The 18,793-nt window shown below is 70.4% G+C and carries 9 protein-coding genes; 4 read left to right on the top strand and 5 right to left on the bottom strand.

Annotated features, from left to right (window positions below; all coding sequences use genetic code 11):
- Positions 1 to 10 precede the first annotated feature (10 nt).
- The 5 genes from ABD743_RS05740 to ABD743_RS05720 form a co-directional block, all read right to left on the bottom strand.
- Positions 11 to 760: a crotonase/enoyl-CoA hydratase family protein gene (locus ABD743_RS05740; RefSeq protein ID WP_344719563.1), complete on the bottom strand. Its 750-nt coding sequence runs from the start codon at positions 758 to 760 to the stop codon at positions 11 to 13.
- Between the two features lie 56 nt (positions 761 to 816).
- Complete coding sequence (locus ABD743_RS05735; RefSeq protein WP_344719562.1) at positions 817 to 2,535, bottom strand: N-acyl-D-amino-acid deacylase family protein; 1,719 nt, start codon at positions 2,533 to 2,535, stop codon at positions 817 to 819.
- A 37-nt stretch (positions 2,536 to 2,572) separates the two neighbouring features.
- Positions 2,573 to 4,162, bottom strand: a complete 1,590-nt coding sequence (locus ABD743_RS05730; RefSeq protein WP_344719561.1) for an AMP-binding protein — start codon at positions 4,160 to 4,162, stop codon at positions 2,573 to 2,575.
- Positions 4,163 to 4,217: 55 nt separating this feature from the next.
- A complete protein-coding gene (locus tag ABD743_RS05725; protein WP_344719559.1) occupies positions 4,218 to 5,810 on the bottom strand; it encodes a long-chain-fatty-acid--CoA ligase in 1,593 nt (530 codons plus the stop codon).
- Between the two features lie 168 nt (positions 5,811 to 5,978).
- The gene (locus ABD743_RS05720; protein ID WP_344719558.1) at positions 5,979 to 6,953 is read right to left on the bottom strand and encodes an LLM class F420-dependent oxidoreductase; all 975 of its coding nucleotides are present in this window, start codon (positions 6,951 to 6,953) and stop codon (positions 5,979 to 5,981) included.
- Positions 6,954 to 7,151: 198 nt separating this feature from the next.
- Between ABD743_RS05720 and ABD743_RS05715 the strand changes: the two genes are divergently transcribed.
- From ABD743_RS05715 to ABD743_RS05700, 4 genes are all read left to right on the top strand, one after another.
- The gene (locus tag ABD743_RS05715; RefSeq protein WP_344719557.1) at positions 7,152 to 8,354 is read left to right on the top strand and encodes an LLM class flavin-dependent oxidoreductase; all 1,203 of its coding nucleotides are present in this window, start codon (positions 7,152 to 7,154) and stop codon (positions 8,352 to 8,354) included.
- A gap of 194 nt (positions 8,355 to 8,548) precedes the next feature.
- Positions 8,549 to 12,979: an NAD-glutamate dehydrogenase gene (locus ABD743_RS05710; protein WP_344719555.1), complete on the top strand. Its 4,431-nt coding sequence runs from the start codon at positions 8,549 to 8,551 to the stop codon at positions 12,977 to 12,979.
- Positions 12,980 to 13,167: 188 nt separating this feature from the next.
- Positions 13,168 to 17,412 (top strand): Pls/PosA family non-ribosomal peptide synthetase, encoded by a 4,245-nt coding sequence (locus ABD743_RS05705; RefSeq protein WP_344719553.1) that lies wholly within the window; start codon positions 13,168 to 13,170, stop codon positions 17,410 to 17,412.
- Between the two features lie 50 nt (positions 17,413 to 17,462).
- A partial coding sequence (locus tag ABD743_RS05700) for an AMP-binding protein (RefSeq protein ID WP_344719552.1) occupies positions 17,463 to 18,793 on the top strand: 1,331 nt, incomplete at its 3' end.

Below are 18,793 nucleotides of genomic sequence, written 5' to 3'. Positions count from 1 at the left end.
ACGGTGGTGCTCACGTGCCGCTCCAGACCGGCGGGCGCTTCTCGGCGAACGCCGTTGCGCCCTCGATCGCGTCCTTCGAGGCCGAGACCGGCCCGGCGATCTCGGCCTGCCGCTCCCACGCCTCCTCGTCCGACCAGGAAGCGGCCGACGCCACGATCTTCTTGCTGGCCGCCACGGCGAGCGGGCCGTTCGCGGTGATCTCCGCGCCGAGCGCCAGCGCGGCGTCCAGCGCTGTGCCGTTCGGGACGAGGCGGTTGACCAGGCCCAGTTCCCGCGCCCGCAAGGCGGGGATGTGACTTCCCAGCAGCGCCAGCTCCATCGCCTGGTGGTACGGGATGCGCTTCGGCAGCCGCAGCAACCCACCGGCCGCGGCGACGAGCCCGCGCTTGACCTCGGGAATGCCGAACACCGCGCCCTCCGCGGCCACCACGAGGTCGCAGGACAGCACGATCTCGAAGCCCCCGGCCAGCGCGTAGCCCTCGACGGCGGCGATCAGCGGCTTGGCAGGCGGCCGCACGGTGACGCCGGCGAACCCCCGGCCAGGCACGATCGGCCGCTCGCCGCGCACGAAGGCCTTGAGGTCCATGCCTGCGCAGAACGTGCCGCCCGCGCCGGTGAGCACCCCGACGCGGAGGTCGTCGTCGGCGTCGAGTCGGTCCATCGCCTCGGCGATCCCCTGCGCGACGGCCGCGTTGACGGCGTTGCGCGCCTGCGGACGGTCGATGGTCACGACGAGCACGCCGTCGGCTGGCGTGCTCATGAGCACCTCGGACAACACAGCTCCTGTCGGTCGGTGGATCCCCTTGGTATCGGTCGTCATCCTCGCGGCGCGGGCGCGGGCCCACGCACGAGCCTGCCCGGCAGCGCTTCGGTCGGCTCGCCGTCCCGGTAGGTCTCCAGCCCAGCGACGACGGTGTGCAGGTAACCGTCGGCGCGCTGGAGGAGCCGGCGCCCGCCGGCGGGCAGGTCGTAGCGCACCTCGGGCCGGTGCAGCCGCAACGCGTCCATGTCGATCACGTTGAGGTCGGCCCGGTACCCGGGTGCGAGAATCCCGCGGTCGAGCAGCCCCACCGCCCGGGCCGTGTCGCGCGCCTGGCGCTGCACCACGAACGGCAGGTCGAGGCGCGCGCCGTCGCGGTCGCGGGTCCAGTGCTGCAGCAGCGTGGTCGGGAAGCTGCCGTCGCAGATCGTGCCGACGTGCGCCCCACCGTCGGAGAGTCCGGGCACCGTGTGCTGGTGGGTGAGCATCTCGTGCGCGGCGTCGAGGTTGCCGTCGGCGTAGTTGAGGCTGGTCAGGTAGACCATCCCGCCGCCGGACACCACGTCGTAGGCGATCTCGACGGGTGACACACCGGCCCGTTCCGCCCGGGCTGCGATGGACTCCGACGCGGACGGTTCGTAGTTCGGCGGGTCGGTCAGCTCGTACATCAGCTCGTACCTGTGGATCAGGGTGCCGCCGAGGCGGCTGCGGTCCTTCTCCCCCGTCTGCGCGGCGACGATCTCCGACCGCAGCCGCGGCTCCGCCATCCGCGCGGCCTGTTCCTCCGGCGACAGGTCGGCCAGCTGCCGCCAGACCGGGTTGGTCATGAACGGGTTGAGCGTGTTGTGCAGGCCCAGCAACATCCCGACCGGACGGGCCGCGACCTGCGCGAGGATCGGCAGCCCGTCGGCCTGCGCGGCGTCGATCAGGCGCAGCACCTCGCGGTGCATCGCGGGCGCGATCGGCGACTGCACGAGCGACGCGGAGAGCGGCCGCCCAGACCGCGCCACCATCGCCCGGATCAGCGCGAACTCCGCCTCCGGGTCCGGGAAGTCGCTGACCAGCTGGAACACTCCGCGACCGGTCTCCCCGACTGCCGTGGCGATCGCGACCAGCTCGTCGGCGCCCACGGCGTAGGACGGCGTGAGCTCGCCACTGATGCTCTTGTGGTTGAGCGTGCGCGACGTCGAGAAGCCGAGTGCGCCTGCCTCCACGCCCTCCCGCGCCAGCCGCGCCATCAGTGCGATCTCCTCGGGCGTGGCCTCCTCGTGCGCGGCGGCCCGCTCCCCCATCGCCTGCACCCGGAGCGCGGCGTGCGGCACCTGGGCGGCCATGTCGACGTCGTGGGGCAGCGCGTCGAGCGCGTCGAGGTACTCGGGGAACGTCCGCCAGTCCCAGCGCAGCCCCTCGTGCAGGGCGATGCCGGGGATGTCCTCCACGCCTTCCATCAGCTCGATCAAGCGGTCGTGGTGCACCGGCTCGACGGGTGCGAAACCAACCCCGCAGTTGCCCATGACGACGGTGGTGACCCCGTGCCACGACGACGGCTGCAGTCGCGACTCCCATGTCGCCTGCCCGTCGTAGTGCGTGTGGATGTCGACGAACCCCGGCGCCACCACCGCACCGTCGGCGGTGATCTCCCGGCGCCCGCGCCCGCTCACCCTGCCGACCTCCGTGATCCGGCCGTCCCGCACGGCGACGTCCGCGGTACGCGGTGGGCTCCCCGTCCCGTCCACGACGGTGCCCGCCCGGACCACCAGGTCGTGCTCAGCCATGCCGTCCTCCTTCGTACGTCGACTCAGGGTGTGTCACTCATCGACCGATGCGGAGCACGTCGTCGCGGAGCCTGATCCGGCTGAGCTTGCCGGTGGAGGTCCGTGGCAGCTCCCGGAACTCGACGGAGGTGGGGCACTTGAAGCCGGCGAGCCGACCCCGGCAGTGCTCGATCAGCTCGGCAGCCAGCCTGTCGGCGGACTCCCCCGTGACGTCGTCGACCGAGCGCGGCTCGATCATCGCCGCCACACGCTGGCCCCACTCCTCGTCCGGCATCCCGATCACGGCGGCGTCCGCCACAGCGGGGTGGGTGAGCAGCACCGACTCGATCTCGGCGGGATAGATGTTCACCCCGCCCGAGATGATCAGGTCCGACCGCCGGTCGCTCAGGTAGAGCCAGCCCCCGTCGTCGAGGTGACCCAGATCGCCGACCGTGAACATGTCGCCGTGGCGGGCAGCGGCCGTCTTCTCCGGCGCCTTGAAGTACTCGAACCGGTCGCCGCTGCGGAAGTAGATGTTCCCGATCTCGCCCGCGGGCAGCGCGTTGCCGTCGTCGTCGAGGATCACCACCTCGCTGCCTGCCCAGGCGCGCCCGACCGTGCCGGGGTGCTGCAGCCAGTCCTGCGGGCCGACGTAGGTGCCGCCGCCCTCGGTGGCCGCGTAGTACTCGTGCAGCACCGGGCCCAACCAGTCGATCATCCGTTGCTTGACGGCCACCGGGCACGGCGCTCCGGCGTGCACCACCCTCGTCAAGGACGAGACGTCATGGGCGGCCCGCTCGTCCGCGGTCAGTTGCAGCAGCCGGTGGAACATGATCGGCACCATGTGCGATGCGGTCACCCGATGCCGTTCCACGATCTCCAGGAACAGCTGCGGGGTCCATTTGTCCATCAGCACGACGGTGTGCCCGATCTGCAGGGCCAGGCTCCCGTAGGCGTTCGGCGCCGCGTGGTAGAGCGGCGCCACCACCAGGTGCACTCCGGACCCCGCGGTGCGGCCGAGCATCCGCGGGAACACGGGCACCCGTGCCGCGAGGCTCTGTTCGGGCGTGGTGTCGGAGAGCGGTTTGCGCACTCCCTTGGGACGGCCGGTCGTCCCGGACGTGTAGAGCATCACCGACCCCTGCCGCCGCCTCTCGGGGGCGGTGGCAGGCATGCCGTCGACGAGGTCGTCGAGGCTGCGGAAGCCGGGGAACGCGGGCATCCCGAACCGGCGCTGCGCGGGAAGGCCGGCCTCGTCGGCCGCGGCCACCGCGGCGTCGCCCAAGCGCGGACCGGCGAGGAACAGCTTCGCCTCGCTGTCGATCAGGATGTAGGCGAGCTCGGGCGCGGTCAGGTGCCAGTTGAGCGCCGTCAGGTAGAGGCCGAGTTGCCCCGTGGCCAGTTGCAGCGCCAGGAAGGCCCGGTGGTTGGGCAGCGCGACGGCCACGGTGTCGCCGTCGACGAGCCCCTGGGCTCGCAGGCCGTGCGAGATGCGGTTGGCCAGGTCCCGCAGCTGTCCGAACGTGCTCTCCGAGCCGTCGACGTCGATGACCGCGATCCGATCGGGATCGGCGTCGGCGATCTCCCAGAAGCCGAGGGCCCCGTTCACCCGGTAGGCCTCGATCAGGTCCGCCGCATCCTCCTGCACCGCCGCAGCTCCCCTCGTCTCAGTGATCGGCGACCTCAGCGCGCTCGCCCGGCGTTTACGTCGCCCTCGTGCCGCTGAGCTGCTCGCGCAGCCGGAACTTCTGCACCTTGCCGCTGGCGTTGCGGGGTAGCGCATCGATGATCACGACGGAGGTCGGCTTCTTGTACGAGGCGAGCCGGGTGCGGCAGTGCTCGATGATCTCCTGCTCGCCCGGGGGGTCGGCCGGGTCCACCGGCACGATGACGGCGCACGGTGTCTGCACCCACCTCGGGTGCGGGATGCCGACCACCGCCACCTCGGCGACCTTGGGGTGGGAGTCGATCGCGTCCTCGACCTCGGCGCAGTAGATGTTCTCCCCGCCGGAGATGATCATGTCCTTCTTGCGGTCGACGACGTAGATGTAACCCTCGTCGTCCATCCGGCACAGGTCACCCGAGTGGAACCACCCACCGGCGAACGCGGCCGCGGTCTCCTCCGGCTTGTTCCAGTAGCCGAGCATCATCGTCGGGCCGCGGTAGACCACCTCGCCGACCTCGCCGACGGGGACGTCACGCATCTCCTCGTCGACGATGCGAACCTCGATGCTCGGCAGCGGGGTGCCCACCGACCCCATCTTCCGCACGGCGTCCTCGCTGCGGAGCAGTGTTGTGGTGGGGCTCATCTCGGTCTGTCCGAAGGCGCAGTAGGCCGGTGCGTCCGGAAAGGTGTCCTGCAGCGCCTGCAGCACCGACGGAGGTGCGGGCGAGGCGCCCCAGACGAGGTTGCGCAGCGCCAGCCGCCGGTCCTTCACCCCGGGCACCGCGCAGATGGCCTGCCACTGGCTGGGCACGAAGAAGCAGTTGGTGATCTGCTCGCGTTCCAGCACGTCGACGACGCTCACGGGGTCGAAGCTCGCCGCGCTGTGGATCACCACGCGCCCGCCGTCGATGAGGCCGCGGATGGACGTGCTCAGCCCGGCGATGTGGAACATCGGCACGCCCAGCAGCGATACGTCCACGCCCGTGCGCAACCCGCCGGAGACCGCGAGACCCGTGAACGCCGCCATCACCAGGTTCAGATGGCTGAGGACCGCGCCCTTCGGCCTGCCGGTGGTGCCCGAGGTGTACATGATGAAGGCGGGCTCGTTCTCGGCCACGTCGATGCCGGGTGGCGTGGTCGACGCGGACGCCAGAGCATCTTCGTAGGACTCCGCGTGGGGCCCCGCGTCGGCCTCTCGCCCGCCCGTCGCCAGCACCGTGCGCAGCTCGCCGATGCCCGTCATGGCCTTCGCCGCCACGCCCGCGAGCTGCTCGTCCACCAGCATCGCGGCCGCGCCGCAGTCGCGGAGGATGTAGGCGATCTCGTCGGGCACCAGGCGGAAGTTCAGCGGCACGGCCATTGCGCCGAGCCGGCAGGCGGCCAGGTATCCCTCCACGACCTCGATCCGGTTGTGCATCAGGATCGCGACCCGGCTGCCCCTCTCGACGCCGCGCTCGCGCAGCGCGTTGGCGAGCCGGGTGACCCGCTCGTCCAGCTCCGGGAACGTGACCGAGCGCGCGCCGTGCTGGAACGCCACGCGATCCGGGAACTTCCGGGCGCACCGGGCGAGCTGCTCCCCGTAGGACATCCGGCGAGCGGCGGACACGACCTCGACGTCGTGGGCCGGCATGCGCTCCTCCTTGTCGCTCCACTCGGCGATGAATGGCTGATCGGGCTGCGCAGGCCGGTGGCCTGCCGCTCGCAGGGAGGCCGGTGGACACGAAGTCCCGCCGGACCGATGGCACCGGAACTGATCGATCGTTAAGTCAGCCGATCGCATCACGGCCACCGGGTGCTGTCAAGGAGCCGTGACGGCCCGCCCGACAGGCCGCACGTGCCGGGTCACGTCCTCCCCCGGAGGCATGACGTACATCAGGACGGGAGTGGTCACACCGGCGTCGACGTACCGCTGGACCCGGGCCCGGATGTCAGCGGGACTGCCGTGGACGAACAGCTCGTCCACCAGCGAATCGGGCACCGCCTCCACCGCGGCCGCGCGGTCACCCCGACTCCACGCCTGCCACATCGGTTCCAGCTGGTCCGCCCGGCCCAGCCAGCGGTGGAACTCCGCGTACACGGGGACGTTCAGATACGCCGTGACCATGCGTTTCGCCGTTGCACGCACGGCCTGCACGTCGTCGCCCGGGACCACGAAGAGCCGGGCGACGATCTCCGCGTCGGCGTTGCCCTTCAGCACGTGGGGCAGCACCGTGTGCATGTCGTCGGGCGAGAGCCAGTTGAGGATCACCCCGTCGGAGATCGCGCCCGCCAGCCGGAGCATCCCCGGGCGCAGCGCCCCGATCAGCAGCTTGGGCTGCCGGGCAGGCACGCGGGCCAGGCGGAATCCCGTGATGGTGAAGCTCTCCGACTCCATGTCCACCCGCTCGCCGGACAGGGCCCGCCTCACGAACGTGGTGACGTCCCGCACCCGCTGGTAGGGCCGACGGAACTCGAGCCCATGCCAGCGCTCGACGATCACGTCCGAGCTCGCGCCGATCCCCACCAGCACCTCGCTCGTGGCAACCTCCGCCAGCGCGGCGGCCGACATCGCGATCAGCCCGGGACTGCGGGTGTAGGCGGAGACGATCGCGGTGCCGAGGCGGAACCGCGGGTGCGAGACGGCGGCGGCGACCAGCGGGGTGAACGCGTCGGCGCCCGTGGCCTCGCCCGTCCACAGGTCCGTGTAGCCGGCGTCGGCCACGTCGTTCAGCAGTGCGGCCTGCTCGGCCAGCGGCACGTCGTCGATCGGGATGGTGAGTCCGAGCCGTGTCATCCGTCCCCCATCCCTGCCCATACCGGTTCGATCACGCGTAGCCTCTCGAAGTAAACGATCGTTCAGGAAGGATCACGTCGTCTCGCACCGGTGTCAACGCGTCACGCGGCGCAGGCTCCTCGGCTCGGCCTGACGGCCGGCGGCCCAGCACCGGTGCGGTCGGGTGGTCGTTTCCCGAAGTGACGAGAATGAGGGGTAATGACAGTCAGGTTGCGTCACGGAATCTTCATGGCCCCGTTCCACAAGATGGACGAGAACCCCACACTGCTCTTCCAGCAGGACATGCAGCTGATCGAACTGCTGGACACCCTCGGATTCCACGAGGCGTGGATCGGTGAGCACCACTCGGCCGGCATGGAGACGATCTCCTCGCCGGAACTGTTCATCGCGGCGGCGGCCGAGCGCACCAAGAACATCCGGCTCGGCACGGGTGTGGTGTCGCTGCCATACCACAACCCGTTGATGGTCGCCGACCGCATCGTGCAACTCGACCACATGACGCGCGGCCGCGTGATGTTCGGTGTCGGCCCCGGACTGCTGGCTTCCGACGCGCTCATGCTGGGAATCGACCCTTCCGTCCAGCGCGACCGGATGGCCGAGGGCCTCGACGTGATCCTGCGCCTGTTCCAGGGCGAGGTGGTCACGGAGTCCACCGACTGGTACACGCTCGTCGAGGCCTCGCTGCACCTGCCGCCGTACTCGGATCCCTATCCCGAGGTGTGCGTCGCCAGTGCGGTCACCCCGTCCGGTGGACGGCTGGCCGGCAGGTACGACCTGGGCATGCTCTGCGTCGCAGCGGGCGAGAACGCCGGCTTCAACGCCCTCGACGTGAACTGGCGAATCGCCAACGAGGTGGCCACCGAGCACGGCCGGACCATGGATCCGAGCAGGCTGCGCCTCGTGGTCGGCATGCACCTGGCCGAGACGCGGGAGAAGGCCATGGAGCAGGCCCGCTACGGCCTGCAGGAGCAGATCGACTACCTCAACAACAACATGCCGCGCATATCCATCCCGGACGGCGCCGACACGGTGGAATGGTACGTCGAGCAGGGCATCGGAGTGATCGGCACACCCGACGACGCGATCGCCCGCATCGAGCGGCTCTACCAGAAGACGCCCGAGATCGGCGCGATTCTGCTCAATGCGCACGACTGGGCCAACTGGGCCGACACGAAGCACTCCTACGAGCTGTACGCGCGGTACGTGATCCCGCACTTCGAGGGCTACAACAAGCCGCGACAGGATTCCTACCGCTGGGTCACGGCACACCAGAGCGAGCTGACCGAGAAGCGCACCACCGCGGCGAAGGCGATGTTCGCCAAGCACGAGGCCGAATGGGCCGAGAAGCGCGACGCCGGCACGAGCCGACCGGCCGACGGCAAGGAGTCGACGTTCGGCTGATCGTCTCGCCACGATTCTCCTTCTGCGCTCTCCGGCGGGGTCGGTGAAGCCCGGCTAATGTGACCGGTCCCCGATGTGCACGCGAGTCCACGGGGAGGAGCGGTGAGCGAGCGCGCTGTGACGTCTACCGCTGGGCCGGCCGAGCGCAGCGAGTACGTGCGGTGAGTCGTACGAGGCAGGAGACCGCCGCGTCCATGGACGCGGCGGATCCGCAGTTCGCCGAACTGCGCCGCCTCTACGCACGCCACACCCCTGCCGCGGCCCTCGGATCCGACGATCCGGCAGGCGCGGCCGCTCTCGCCGAGGCCGCCCGCACCCATCTGCGGCTCGCCGCGCACCGGGAGCCCGGCGATCCGATCGTCGACATCCGCGGCGCGGTCCCCGCCGGCACCGCGGTCGTCGACGTCATCAGCGACGACGTGCCCTTCCTCGTCCAGTCCGTGCTGGCAGGGGTGGGCCGGGTCGGCCTGCGGGTCCGCCGGGTCATCCACGCGATGGTCGTGGTGCGCCGAACGAGCCGGGGCGAGCTCGCGGAGGTGCTGCCCGCCGTCGCTCCGGAGGAGCCGCCAGCGGGAACCCTCGTCGAGGAGTGGATGCGGCTCGAGCTGGACCCGATCTCGTCCGAGGAGAACGAGGACCTCGGCGCCGAGTTGCACGACGTGCTCGGCGTACTTCGCGAGGTGGCGCAGGACCGCGAGCGAATCGCCGCGACGGTGCTGCACGTGGCAGCCGAGCTGGCCGAACGCCCCGGGTCGCCCGGCGACGAGCGGCAGGACGTCGCCGACCTGCTGGAATGGCTCCACGACGGTCGCTTCCTCTTCCTCGGATACCGGCGCCACGAGGTCGACCGTGCCGCCGTCCCGCCCCGGTTCCGTGCGGTGCCGGGGTCCGGCCTGGGTGTCCTTCGCCGGGATGAGGTCCACGACGCCGTCATCCGCGAGCCCGGTCTGTCGGACACCGCTGCCCCGGTCGTCCTCACCCGCTCCGATGCACCGAGCCGGGTGCTGCGCCCGGAACATCCCCACCACCTCGACATCGCGATCGTCGACGCCGATGGCGAGGTCGTCGGCGAACACCGGTTCCTCGGGCTGTTCACGGCGGCCGCCCTCCACGAGAACGTGCTGGACACCCCGGTCGTCGAGCGGCGGGTGCGCGCGGCAGTGCGGCTCGCGGGTGTTCCGCTGGAGTCCTGGTCCGGGCAACGGATGCTCGACGTGATCTCCCGGCATCCACGCGACGAGCTGTTCTGGGCCACCTCGGAGGACGTGCACGAGACGGCGGTCGGCGTGCTGGGCCTCACCCAGCCCCGGCGGCTGCGCCTGTTCCTCCGCCGGGAGCCCTATGGCCGGTTCATCTCGTGCCTGGTCTACCTGCCGCACGACCGGTACTCACCTCAGGCCCGGTCGGCGATGCAGACGGTGCTCCTGCGCGAGCTGGGCGGGTGGCGCATCGACCACAGCGTGGAGCTCGGTGAGTCGGGGCCAGCGCTGATCCACTTCACCGTCCAGGTCGAGCCCACTGCTCCCGCCCCGGACCGGGACCGGCTGCAGGCGCAGCTCGCGGCGGCGATCCTGACCTGGGACGACTGGGTCCTCGACGCCGCGGGAGCCGACGACGACGAGATCGCCGACGAGCTGGTCGGCGTCCCGCAGGGCTACCGGGACGACGTCGACCCCGTCCGGGCGCTCGCCGACCTCCGACGCATCCGGGAGCTGGGCGACGAGCCCCACCTGGAACTGTCGAGCGAGCTCGGCGGCAGAGGCGACGAGCTGCATTTCCGCCTGTTCCTGCGCGGCACGGGGATCTCGCTGTCCGCGGTGCTACCTGCACTCCAGAGCCTCGGCGTCGAGGTGCTCGACGAGCGGCCCTACGAGATCATCCGCCCGGACGGGCGCCGCTGCTGGATCTACGACTTCGGACTCGGGGTCGACGCCGCCACCGCACGCGGCATGGTCGGGCGCCGTCGGCGGGAGACACAGGAGCGGTTCTGCGCCGCCTTCCGGGCGGTGTGGAACGGCGAGGCCGTGGCCGACCGGTTCAACGCACTCGTCCTGCACGCCGGGCTCGGCTGGCGCGATGTGGCGGTGCTGCGGGCATACGCGCGCTACGCAGCCCAGCTGGGAGGTCCGTTCGACCCCCCGTACATCGCCGACATCCTCCTCGCCCATCCCGCCGCGTCACGGGCGCTGGTGGAGCTGTTCCGCGCCCGTTTCGACCCGCGCCCCCTGCCCGACGAACGGGCGGAGCGCTGCGCGGCGGCTCTGGCCGAGGTCACCACGCTGATCGAGGACGTCACCGGCCTCGACGCCGACCGGATCCTGCGCGGACACCTCGCTCTGATCACCGCGACGGTGCGGACCAACTGGTTCACCGCGCAGTCGCACTTCTCGTTCAAGATCGACCCCGCAGCGCTACCCGACATGCCTGCGCCACGGCCACGGTTCGAGATCTTCGTCTACTCACCGCGCCTGGAGGGCGTCCATCTGCGGTTCGGTCCCGTCGCCCGCGGCGGCTTGCGCTGGTCGGACCGCCCGCAGGACTACCGCACGGAGGTACTGGGGCTGGTCAAGGCGCAAGCGGTGAAGAACGCGGTGATCGTGCCCGTGGGGGCGAAAGGCGGGTTCGTGGTCGCGGCGGCGGCACCGGGACCGGACGAGGTCGAGGCGTGCTACCGCACCTTCATCTCAGGGCTGCTCGACGTGACGGACAACGTGGCGAGCTCCGCGGACGGCACCGTGACCACCACGCCTCCACCCGGGGTGGTGCGCCACGACGGCGACGATCCTTACCTGGTCGTCGCGGCCGACAAGGGCACGGCCCGCTTCTCCGACGTCGCCAACGACGTCGCCGCCCGATACGGGTTCTGGCTGGGGGACGCGTTCGCCTCCGGTGGGTCGGTCGGATACGACCACAAGGCCATGGGGATCACCGCCCGCGGGGCCTGGGAAAGCGTGCGACGCCATTTCCGGGAACTCGGGGTGGACACGCAGAGCCAGGACTTCACAGCGGTCGGGGTCGGGGACATGTCCGGTGACGTGTTCGGCAACGGAATGCTGCTGTCGCAGCACATCCGCCTGGTGGCGGCGTTCGACCACCGGCACGTGTTCGTCGACCCGGACCCCGATCCGGCGCGCAGCTACGCCGAGCGTCGCCGAATGTTCGACCTGCCGCGCTCGTCCTGGGACGACTACGACCGGAATGCGATCAGTCCGGGTGGCGGAGTGTGGTTGCGCACCTCGAAAGCGGTGCCAGTCGGGCCGGAGATGCGGGCGGCGCTCCGGTTGCCCGGCGAGGTGACCACGATGAGTCCGCCGGAGCTGATCCGCGCGATTCTGCTGGCCCCGGTCGACCTGTTGTGGAACGGCGGGATCGGTACGTACGTCAAGGCGAGCGCCGAGACTCACGCGGACGTCGGGGACAAGGCCAACGACGCGATCCGCGTCGACGGCGCCCGGTTGCGGGCGAAGGTGGTCGGCGAGGGCGGCAACCTCGGCGCGACCCAGCGCGGGCGGATCGAGTTCGCCCGCAGCGGCGGGAAGATCAACACCGACGCCATCGACAACTCGGCGGGCGTCGACTGCTCGGACCACGAGGTCAACATCAAGATCATGCTCGACCGGCTGGTGGCGGCAGGCGAGCTCGACCGGACAGGCCGTGACGCGCTGCTCGTGGAGATGACCGACGAGGTCGCCGGGCTGGTGCTCGCCGGCAACCGGGCCCAGAACGCGGAGCTCGGCATCGCACGCGCGTACGCCTCCACGATGCTCGCGGTGCACGCGCGGATGATCGACGACCTGGTGCGGCGGCGCGGGCTCGACCGCGCGCTCGACGTGCTGCCCGGTCCCGAGGAGATCGCCGAGCGGGAGCGGGCGGGCGAGGGGCTCAGCTCACCGGAGCTGGCCGTCCTGCTCGCCCACACGAAACTCGACCTCAAGGCCGAGATCCTGCGCAGCGACCTGCCCGACCTGCCCGAGTTCGCGCCCCGGGCCGCAGGCCTGTTCCCCTCGGTGCTGGTCGATCGGTACCCCGAGGCCGTGACCACACACCCGCTCCGTCGCGAGATCGTGACCACGGCGCTGGTCAACGACATGGTCGACGGCGGCGGGATCACCTACGCCTTCCGGCTGGCCGAGGACACCTCGGCAACGCCGACGGACGCGGTGCGCGCGTACGAGGTGGCCACCGCGGTGTTCGGTCTGACCGACCTCTGGGCCGAGATCGCCGCACTTCCGATCACGGCCGCGTTGACCGACGAGATCGTCCTGGAGTCACGCCGACTCCTGGACAGCACGGCGCGCTGGTTGCTCACCAACCGTCCCATCCCGCTCCAGGTCCGCTCCGAGACCGACCGCTTCGCCCCGCTGGTCGACCGGCTGATGCAGCGGCTGCCGTCCCTCCTGCGCGGGCGGGAGGCGGAGGCGGCCGCCGAGCGGGCCGCCGACCTGACCGGCCAAGGGGTGCCGAGCGGTCTGGCGGAGCGGTCGGCCGCGCTCCTGCACGGTCACGGGCTGCTCGACGTCGTCGAGGTGGCGGCATCGGCCGAGGGGCAGCGGGAGCGGCTGCCGATCGAGGAAGTGGCGAGCCTCTACTACGCGCTGTCCGAACGGCGCGCCCCCGCTCGCTGACCGCGACCCTCCAGGAAGCGGCGACTCGCGCGGCCCGTGGGCCGGTGACCTGGGGCTATCCCTACCTGCGTTCGGGGGTTCGCACCGGCAGGTGGCGGGCCTGCTCGATCGTCAGGACCGCTGCCGAGGCCGAAGCTGGTTCGTGACCGAGAAAGCCGGCACCGCACCTCGATGACTGAGGAGTTTGCGTGAGCACCCTGAGGCAGGCCCCCCGCTCGCAGGTCATGAGCGATCTGCCGGGCTCACGCTCGGTTGAGCCGCTGACCCGCCGCGAGCTCGTGTCGATGTCCGAGCTCGTGCTCGTGGACAAGCACGAGGCGCAGGGCTGGCGAGTCCGCCAGGACGAGCGCCTGGACCATCTGTTCGAGGCGCGCTGCGACTGGGTCCGGACCTACGGCCGGGCAGGCCAACTCGCGGTCGACTCCGCCGAGCTGTCGCTCACCTACGACGAGCTGGACGGCCGGGCGAACCAGGTGGCCCGTTACCTGCGTCTGCACGGCGCCGGCGCAGGCGACCGGATCGGCCTGCTGTTCGACCGCCCGGCCGACTCCTACATCGCGATGCTCGCCGTACTGAAGATCGGCGCCGCGTACGTCCCGCTCGACATCAGCTTCCCGACCGACCGGATGGCCTACATCGTCGAGGACGCCCGCGTCCGCACGGTTCTGACGACGTCCGACGTGGCCGGCCGCATCGACCAGCCCGAGCTGCTGACCGGGCGCGGCACCGAGCTCGTGAGCCTCGACCTGGCCGAGCGGCTGATCGACGAGCAGAACTCGCGCAGGCTCATCGACGCCGAGCGGGGGATCCTGGACGACCAGCTCGCCTACATCATCTACACGTCCGGCGCCAACGGCCGCCTGCGCGGGGTGGCGGTAGACCACCCCAGCATCTGCAACTTCGTCAAGGTCGCCGCCGAGGTGTACGGCATCCAGCCTCGCGACCGGGTCTACCAGGGGCTGACGATCGCATTCGACCTCTCGGTCGAGGAGATCTGGGTGCCGTGGGCCTGCGGCGCCACGCTGGTGCCCCGGCCGTCCGGCGCTAGCCTTCTGGGCCGGGACCTGCACGCGTTCCTCAGCGAGCGCCGCGTCACGGCGATGTCGACCGTTCCGACGCTCCTGGCCACCATCGAGGACGAGCTGCCGGACCTGCGGTTCCTGCTGGTGGCCGGCGAGCCCTGCCCGCAGGAGCTGATCGCGCGCTGGCACCGTGCCGGCCGGCGGTTGCTCAGCGTCTACGGCCCGGCCGAGGCGACGGTGACGGCCACCTGGACCGAGCTGCACCCCGACAAGCCGGCGACCCTCGGGATCCCGCTGCCGACCTACAGCACGGTCATCCTGGACGTCGAGGACCCGCACCACGCACTTCCGCACGGCGAGATCGGCGAGATCGGGATCGCAGGAATCGGTCTCTCGTGCGGCTACCTGAACCGCGACGACCTCACCGACGCGGCGTTCATCCCGGACTTCCTGGGGCTGCCGGCGAACCCGTCGGGCCGGATCTACCGGACCGGCGACCTGGGCCGGGTCAACGTCGACGGAGAGATCGAGTACCACGGCCGGGTCGACCAGCAGGGCGCGATGCGCGGCTACCGGAGCGAGCTGACCGAGCTCGAGCTGTTGCTGCGAGTGCCCGGGCTCGCCGAGGCCGTCCCCGGCATCTCCGATCTGGCCGAAGCCCCTTCGCCCCCGAGCACCGCCGTCGACCCGACCGGCGCGGAGAAGCTCCTCGCCGAGGCACTGGCCGAGGTCCTGGGTATCGAGCACGTCCCCACCGACGCCAACTTCTTCGACGACCTCGGCGCCGACTCCATGGTCATGGCCCGCTTCTGCGCACGAGCCCGCAAGCGCGCCGACCTGCCCACCGTCGCGATGCAAGACATCTACAAGCACCCGACCATCACCAACCTCGCCACCGCACTCGCACCGGCACCGGCCGCACCCGCCACCAACCCGGTCGCCGGTCTCCTCGCCGAGGCGCTCGCCGAGGTCCTGGGCGTCGAGCACGTCCCCACCGACGCCAACTTCTTCGACGACCTCGGCGCCGACTCCATGGTCATGGCCCGCTTCTGCGCACGAGCCCGCAAGCGCGCCGACCTGCCCACCGTCGCGATGCAAGACATCTACAAGCACCCGACCATCACCAACCTCGCCACCGCACTCGCACCTGAGTCAGCACCCGTGGCGCTCGCACCTGCGCCTGCCGAGCCCTCAGCACCCGAGGTCATCGAGGCGCTGCCCGAGGTGGTGGCTCCGGTCGGCGGGTTCCAGTACTTCCTCTGCGGGCTGCTGCAGCTGCTCGTCTTCCTCGGGTACTCCTTCCTCACCGCGGTGGGCGCCGATCGCGGCATCGACTGGGTCTCCGCCGGCGTCGGCCTGGCCGAGATCTACCAGCGGTCGGTCCTGATCGGCGCGGCGACCTTCCTCGGTCTGTCCCTTCTGCCGATCCTCGCGAAGTGGGTGCTGATCGGCCGGTGGAAGCCCCAGGAGATCCGCGTCTGGAGCCTGGCCTACGTCCGCTTCTGGACCGTCAAGCTGCTGATCAAGACGAGCCCACTCGCGCTGTTCGCCGGCTCGCCGATCTACCTGCTCTACCTGCGCGCGCTGGGCGCGAAGGTCGGTCGAGGCGTTGCGATCTTCTCCAAGAACCTGCCCGTGTGCACCGATCTGCTCACGATCGGCGACGGCACCGTCATCCGTAAGGACTCGTTCTTCTCCGGCTACCGCGCGCACTCCGGCGTGATCCAGACGGGTGCCGTCACCCTCGGGAAGAACGTGTTCGTCGGCGAGCAGACGGTGATCGACATCGGCACCTCGATGGGCGACGGATCCCAGCTCGGCCACTCCTCGTCGCTGCACACCGGGCAGGCCGTGCCCGCAGGCGAGCGCTGGCACGGATCCCGCGCACAGCGGACCGAGGTGGACTACCGGCGCGTCGGGACGGCTGCCGGCAACAGTCTGCGCAAGGTCGGCTACACCGTCCTGCAACTGCTGAGCGTGCTGCTGGTGGGCCTGCCGCTGGCGATCGGCGGTGCGGTCGTGCTGTTCATACAGGTCCCGCAGCTCGGCACCCTGCTGGACCCGGGTCCGATGGCGTTCACGACATGGACGTTCTACCGCGACGCCGCGGCCGCGTCCGTCGTGCTCTTCGTCGGCCTTCTGATCGTCGGCATCCTCCTGCTGGTCGTCGCCCCGCGCTTGCTCAACCTCGCCATCACGCCGGACAAGGACTACCGCTTGTACGGCTTCCATTACTGGGCCCATAAAACGATCACGGCCCTGACCAACCTGAAGTTCTTCCCGTATCTGTTCGGTGACAGCTCAGCCATCGTCAACTACCTGCGTGTCATGGGATACGACCTTTCCCGCGTCGAGCAGACCGGGTCGAACTTCGGCCAGCGGGTGAAGCACGAGAGCCCGTTCCTGAGCTCCGTCGGCACCGGAACGGTGATCGCCGACGGACTGTCGATCCTCAATGCCGACTTCTCGAACACATCCTTCCGTGTGTCCCGCGCGTCGATCGGCGCGCAGAACTTCCTCGGGAACAACATCGCCTATCCGGCGCAGGGCAGGACAGGCGACAACTGCCTGCTCGCGACGAAGGTCATGGTCCCGATCGACGGAGAGATCCGGGAGGGAGTCGGGCTCCTGGGCTCCCCGAGCTTCGAGATCCCGCGTTCGGTCCAGCGCGATATCGGACTCGATCTGGAGAGCGCCGACGAGATCCGCAGCCGGCTTACCGCCAAGAACTGGCACAACACCGTGACGATGGGCTTGTACCTGCTGGTGCGCTGGTTCTACGTCTTCGCGATCGTCACGGTCGGCGCGGTCGCCGCGGAGCTCTACCACGTCGTCGGCGCGCCGGTTGTCGCACTCGCCAACCTTCTCGTCCTCCTGACCGGCGTCGCCTTCTTCGTGCTGGTCGAACGTGGCGTCAGGCGGCTCCAGGCCCTGCGGCCGGACGGCTGCTCGATCTACGACCGGAGCTTCTGGCGGCACGAACGGTTCTGGAAGGTGCCCGCCACGGCGTATCTGCAGATCTTCAACGGCACCCCGTTCAAGAGCATGATCTGGCGGATGCTGGGCGTCCGAATCGGCCGCCGGGTCTTCGACGACGGCTGCGCATTCGTGGAGAAGACCTTCGTCAGCATCGGCGACCACTGCACGCTCAATGCGGGCAGCATCGTCCAGTGCCACTCGCAGGAGGACGGCGCATTCAAGTCCGACGTCACCAAGATCGGTGCCGGTGTCACGCTCGGGGTCGGCTCCTTCGTCCACTACGGGGTGACGATCGGTGACGGCGCGGAGATCGCGGCCGACTCCTTCCTCATGAAGGGCGAAGAGGTCCCTCCGCGAACGCTCTGGGGTGCCAATCCGGCCAGGGAGCTACGGGGCGAAATGCCGGTCCTGCCGGAAAGCACCCCCAACTGAACCACCCGTGGACGGCAGACGTTCATGCACCGTGAGACGGAGGGAAGACCATGGGAAAGCTGACTGAGAGCGACCGGGAGTTCTGGCGTGGTGTGATCGCCGCAGGTGGGTTCACCGCGATCCCCCGGTGGCCTGCGGATATGGCCGCCACTATCGCCGAGCACGAGGCACCGATCGCAGACGACCTCGTGGAAGCGCTGCGCCGTGCGGCCGAGGACCTGGCGACGCCGATCAGCTCGCTACTCCTGGCCGCACACGCCAAGGTGCTGGCCACGCTGTCGGGCGAGCGGGAGGTCGTCACCGGCTACGTCGCGACGGCGACCGGACGACCCGTGCCGTGCCGGCTGACGACGGATCACGCGTCGTGGCTGGCGTTGGTGCGTGAGGCGCGCCACACCGAGTCAGGGCTGCTGGCGCACCGGGGCTTCCCCGTCGACGACCTCAGGAAGGAGCTGGGCCTGTCCGGTGCGCCCTTCGAGACCGTGTTCGACCCGGCCGGCGCCGGCGGCGACCTCGACGAGGACACGGTCTTGTGGGTGGGGGTCGCGCGGCAGGCCGGCCGATGGGCGCTGCGGCTGCGGTACCGCACCGACGTGCTCGACGCGGACTACGCGGCCAGGGTCGCGGGCTACCACCTCACCGCGCTGGGTTTGATCGTCGCCGACCCGGATGCCGAGCACGCACGGCAGAGTCTGCTGTCGGCCGAAGAGGCGCGGTATCAGCTCGAGGAGCTGGTCGGGGCGCGGCGTGAGCTGCCGCCGTATCGGTTCCACGAGCTGTTCGAGCAGCGGGTACAGGCCCACCCCGACGCGGTCGCAGCCGTGCACGGGGAGCGGGAGTGGACCTACCGGGAGCTCAACGCCCGGGCCAACCGGCTGGGGCGGGCTCTGCTGGCGCGGGGGCTGCGCCGCGAGGACGTCGTGGCGGTGGTGACCGAGCGCAACCTGGACTGGATGGCCGCGGTGCTGGCGGTGTTCAAGGCCGGGGGCGCCTACCTGCCGATCGAACCGCACTTCCCGGCCGACCGGATCGCGACCACGATCTCACGCGCCGAGTGCCGGCTGGTGCTGACCGAGCCGGGTAGCACGACCACGTTGGACAAGGCGGTCGAGTCGCTGCCGGGTGTGCAGACGGTGTTCGTCGACACCGCCTACGCCGAGGATCACGCCGAGGGTGACCTCGGTGTCGCCGTGACCCCGGACCAGCTGGCCTACATCTACTTCACCTCCGGCTCCACCGGGCAGCCCAAGGGCGCCATGTGTGAGCAGGCGGGGATGCTCAACCACCTGTTCGCCAAGATCGATGCCTGCGAGATCGGGGAGGGGCAGGTCGTCGGTCAGGTCGCGCCGCAGTGCTTCGACATCTCGCTGTGGCAGCTGAT

Origin of the sequence: Pseudonocardia yunnanensis (genome assembly GCF_039534065.1) — a bacterium.
Lineage (GTDB): Bacteria > Actinomycetota > Actinomycetes > Mycobacteriales > Pseudonocardiaceae > Pseudonocardia > Pseudonocardia yunnanensis.
Note: the sequence above shows the minus strand (reverse complement) of the source record. Positions and strands in the feature narration are given on the sequence as shown.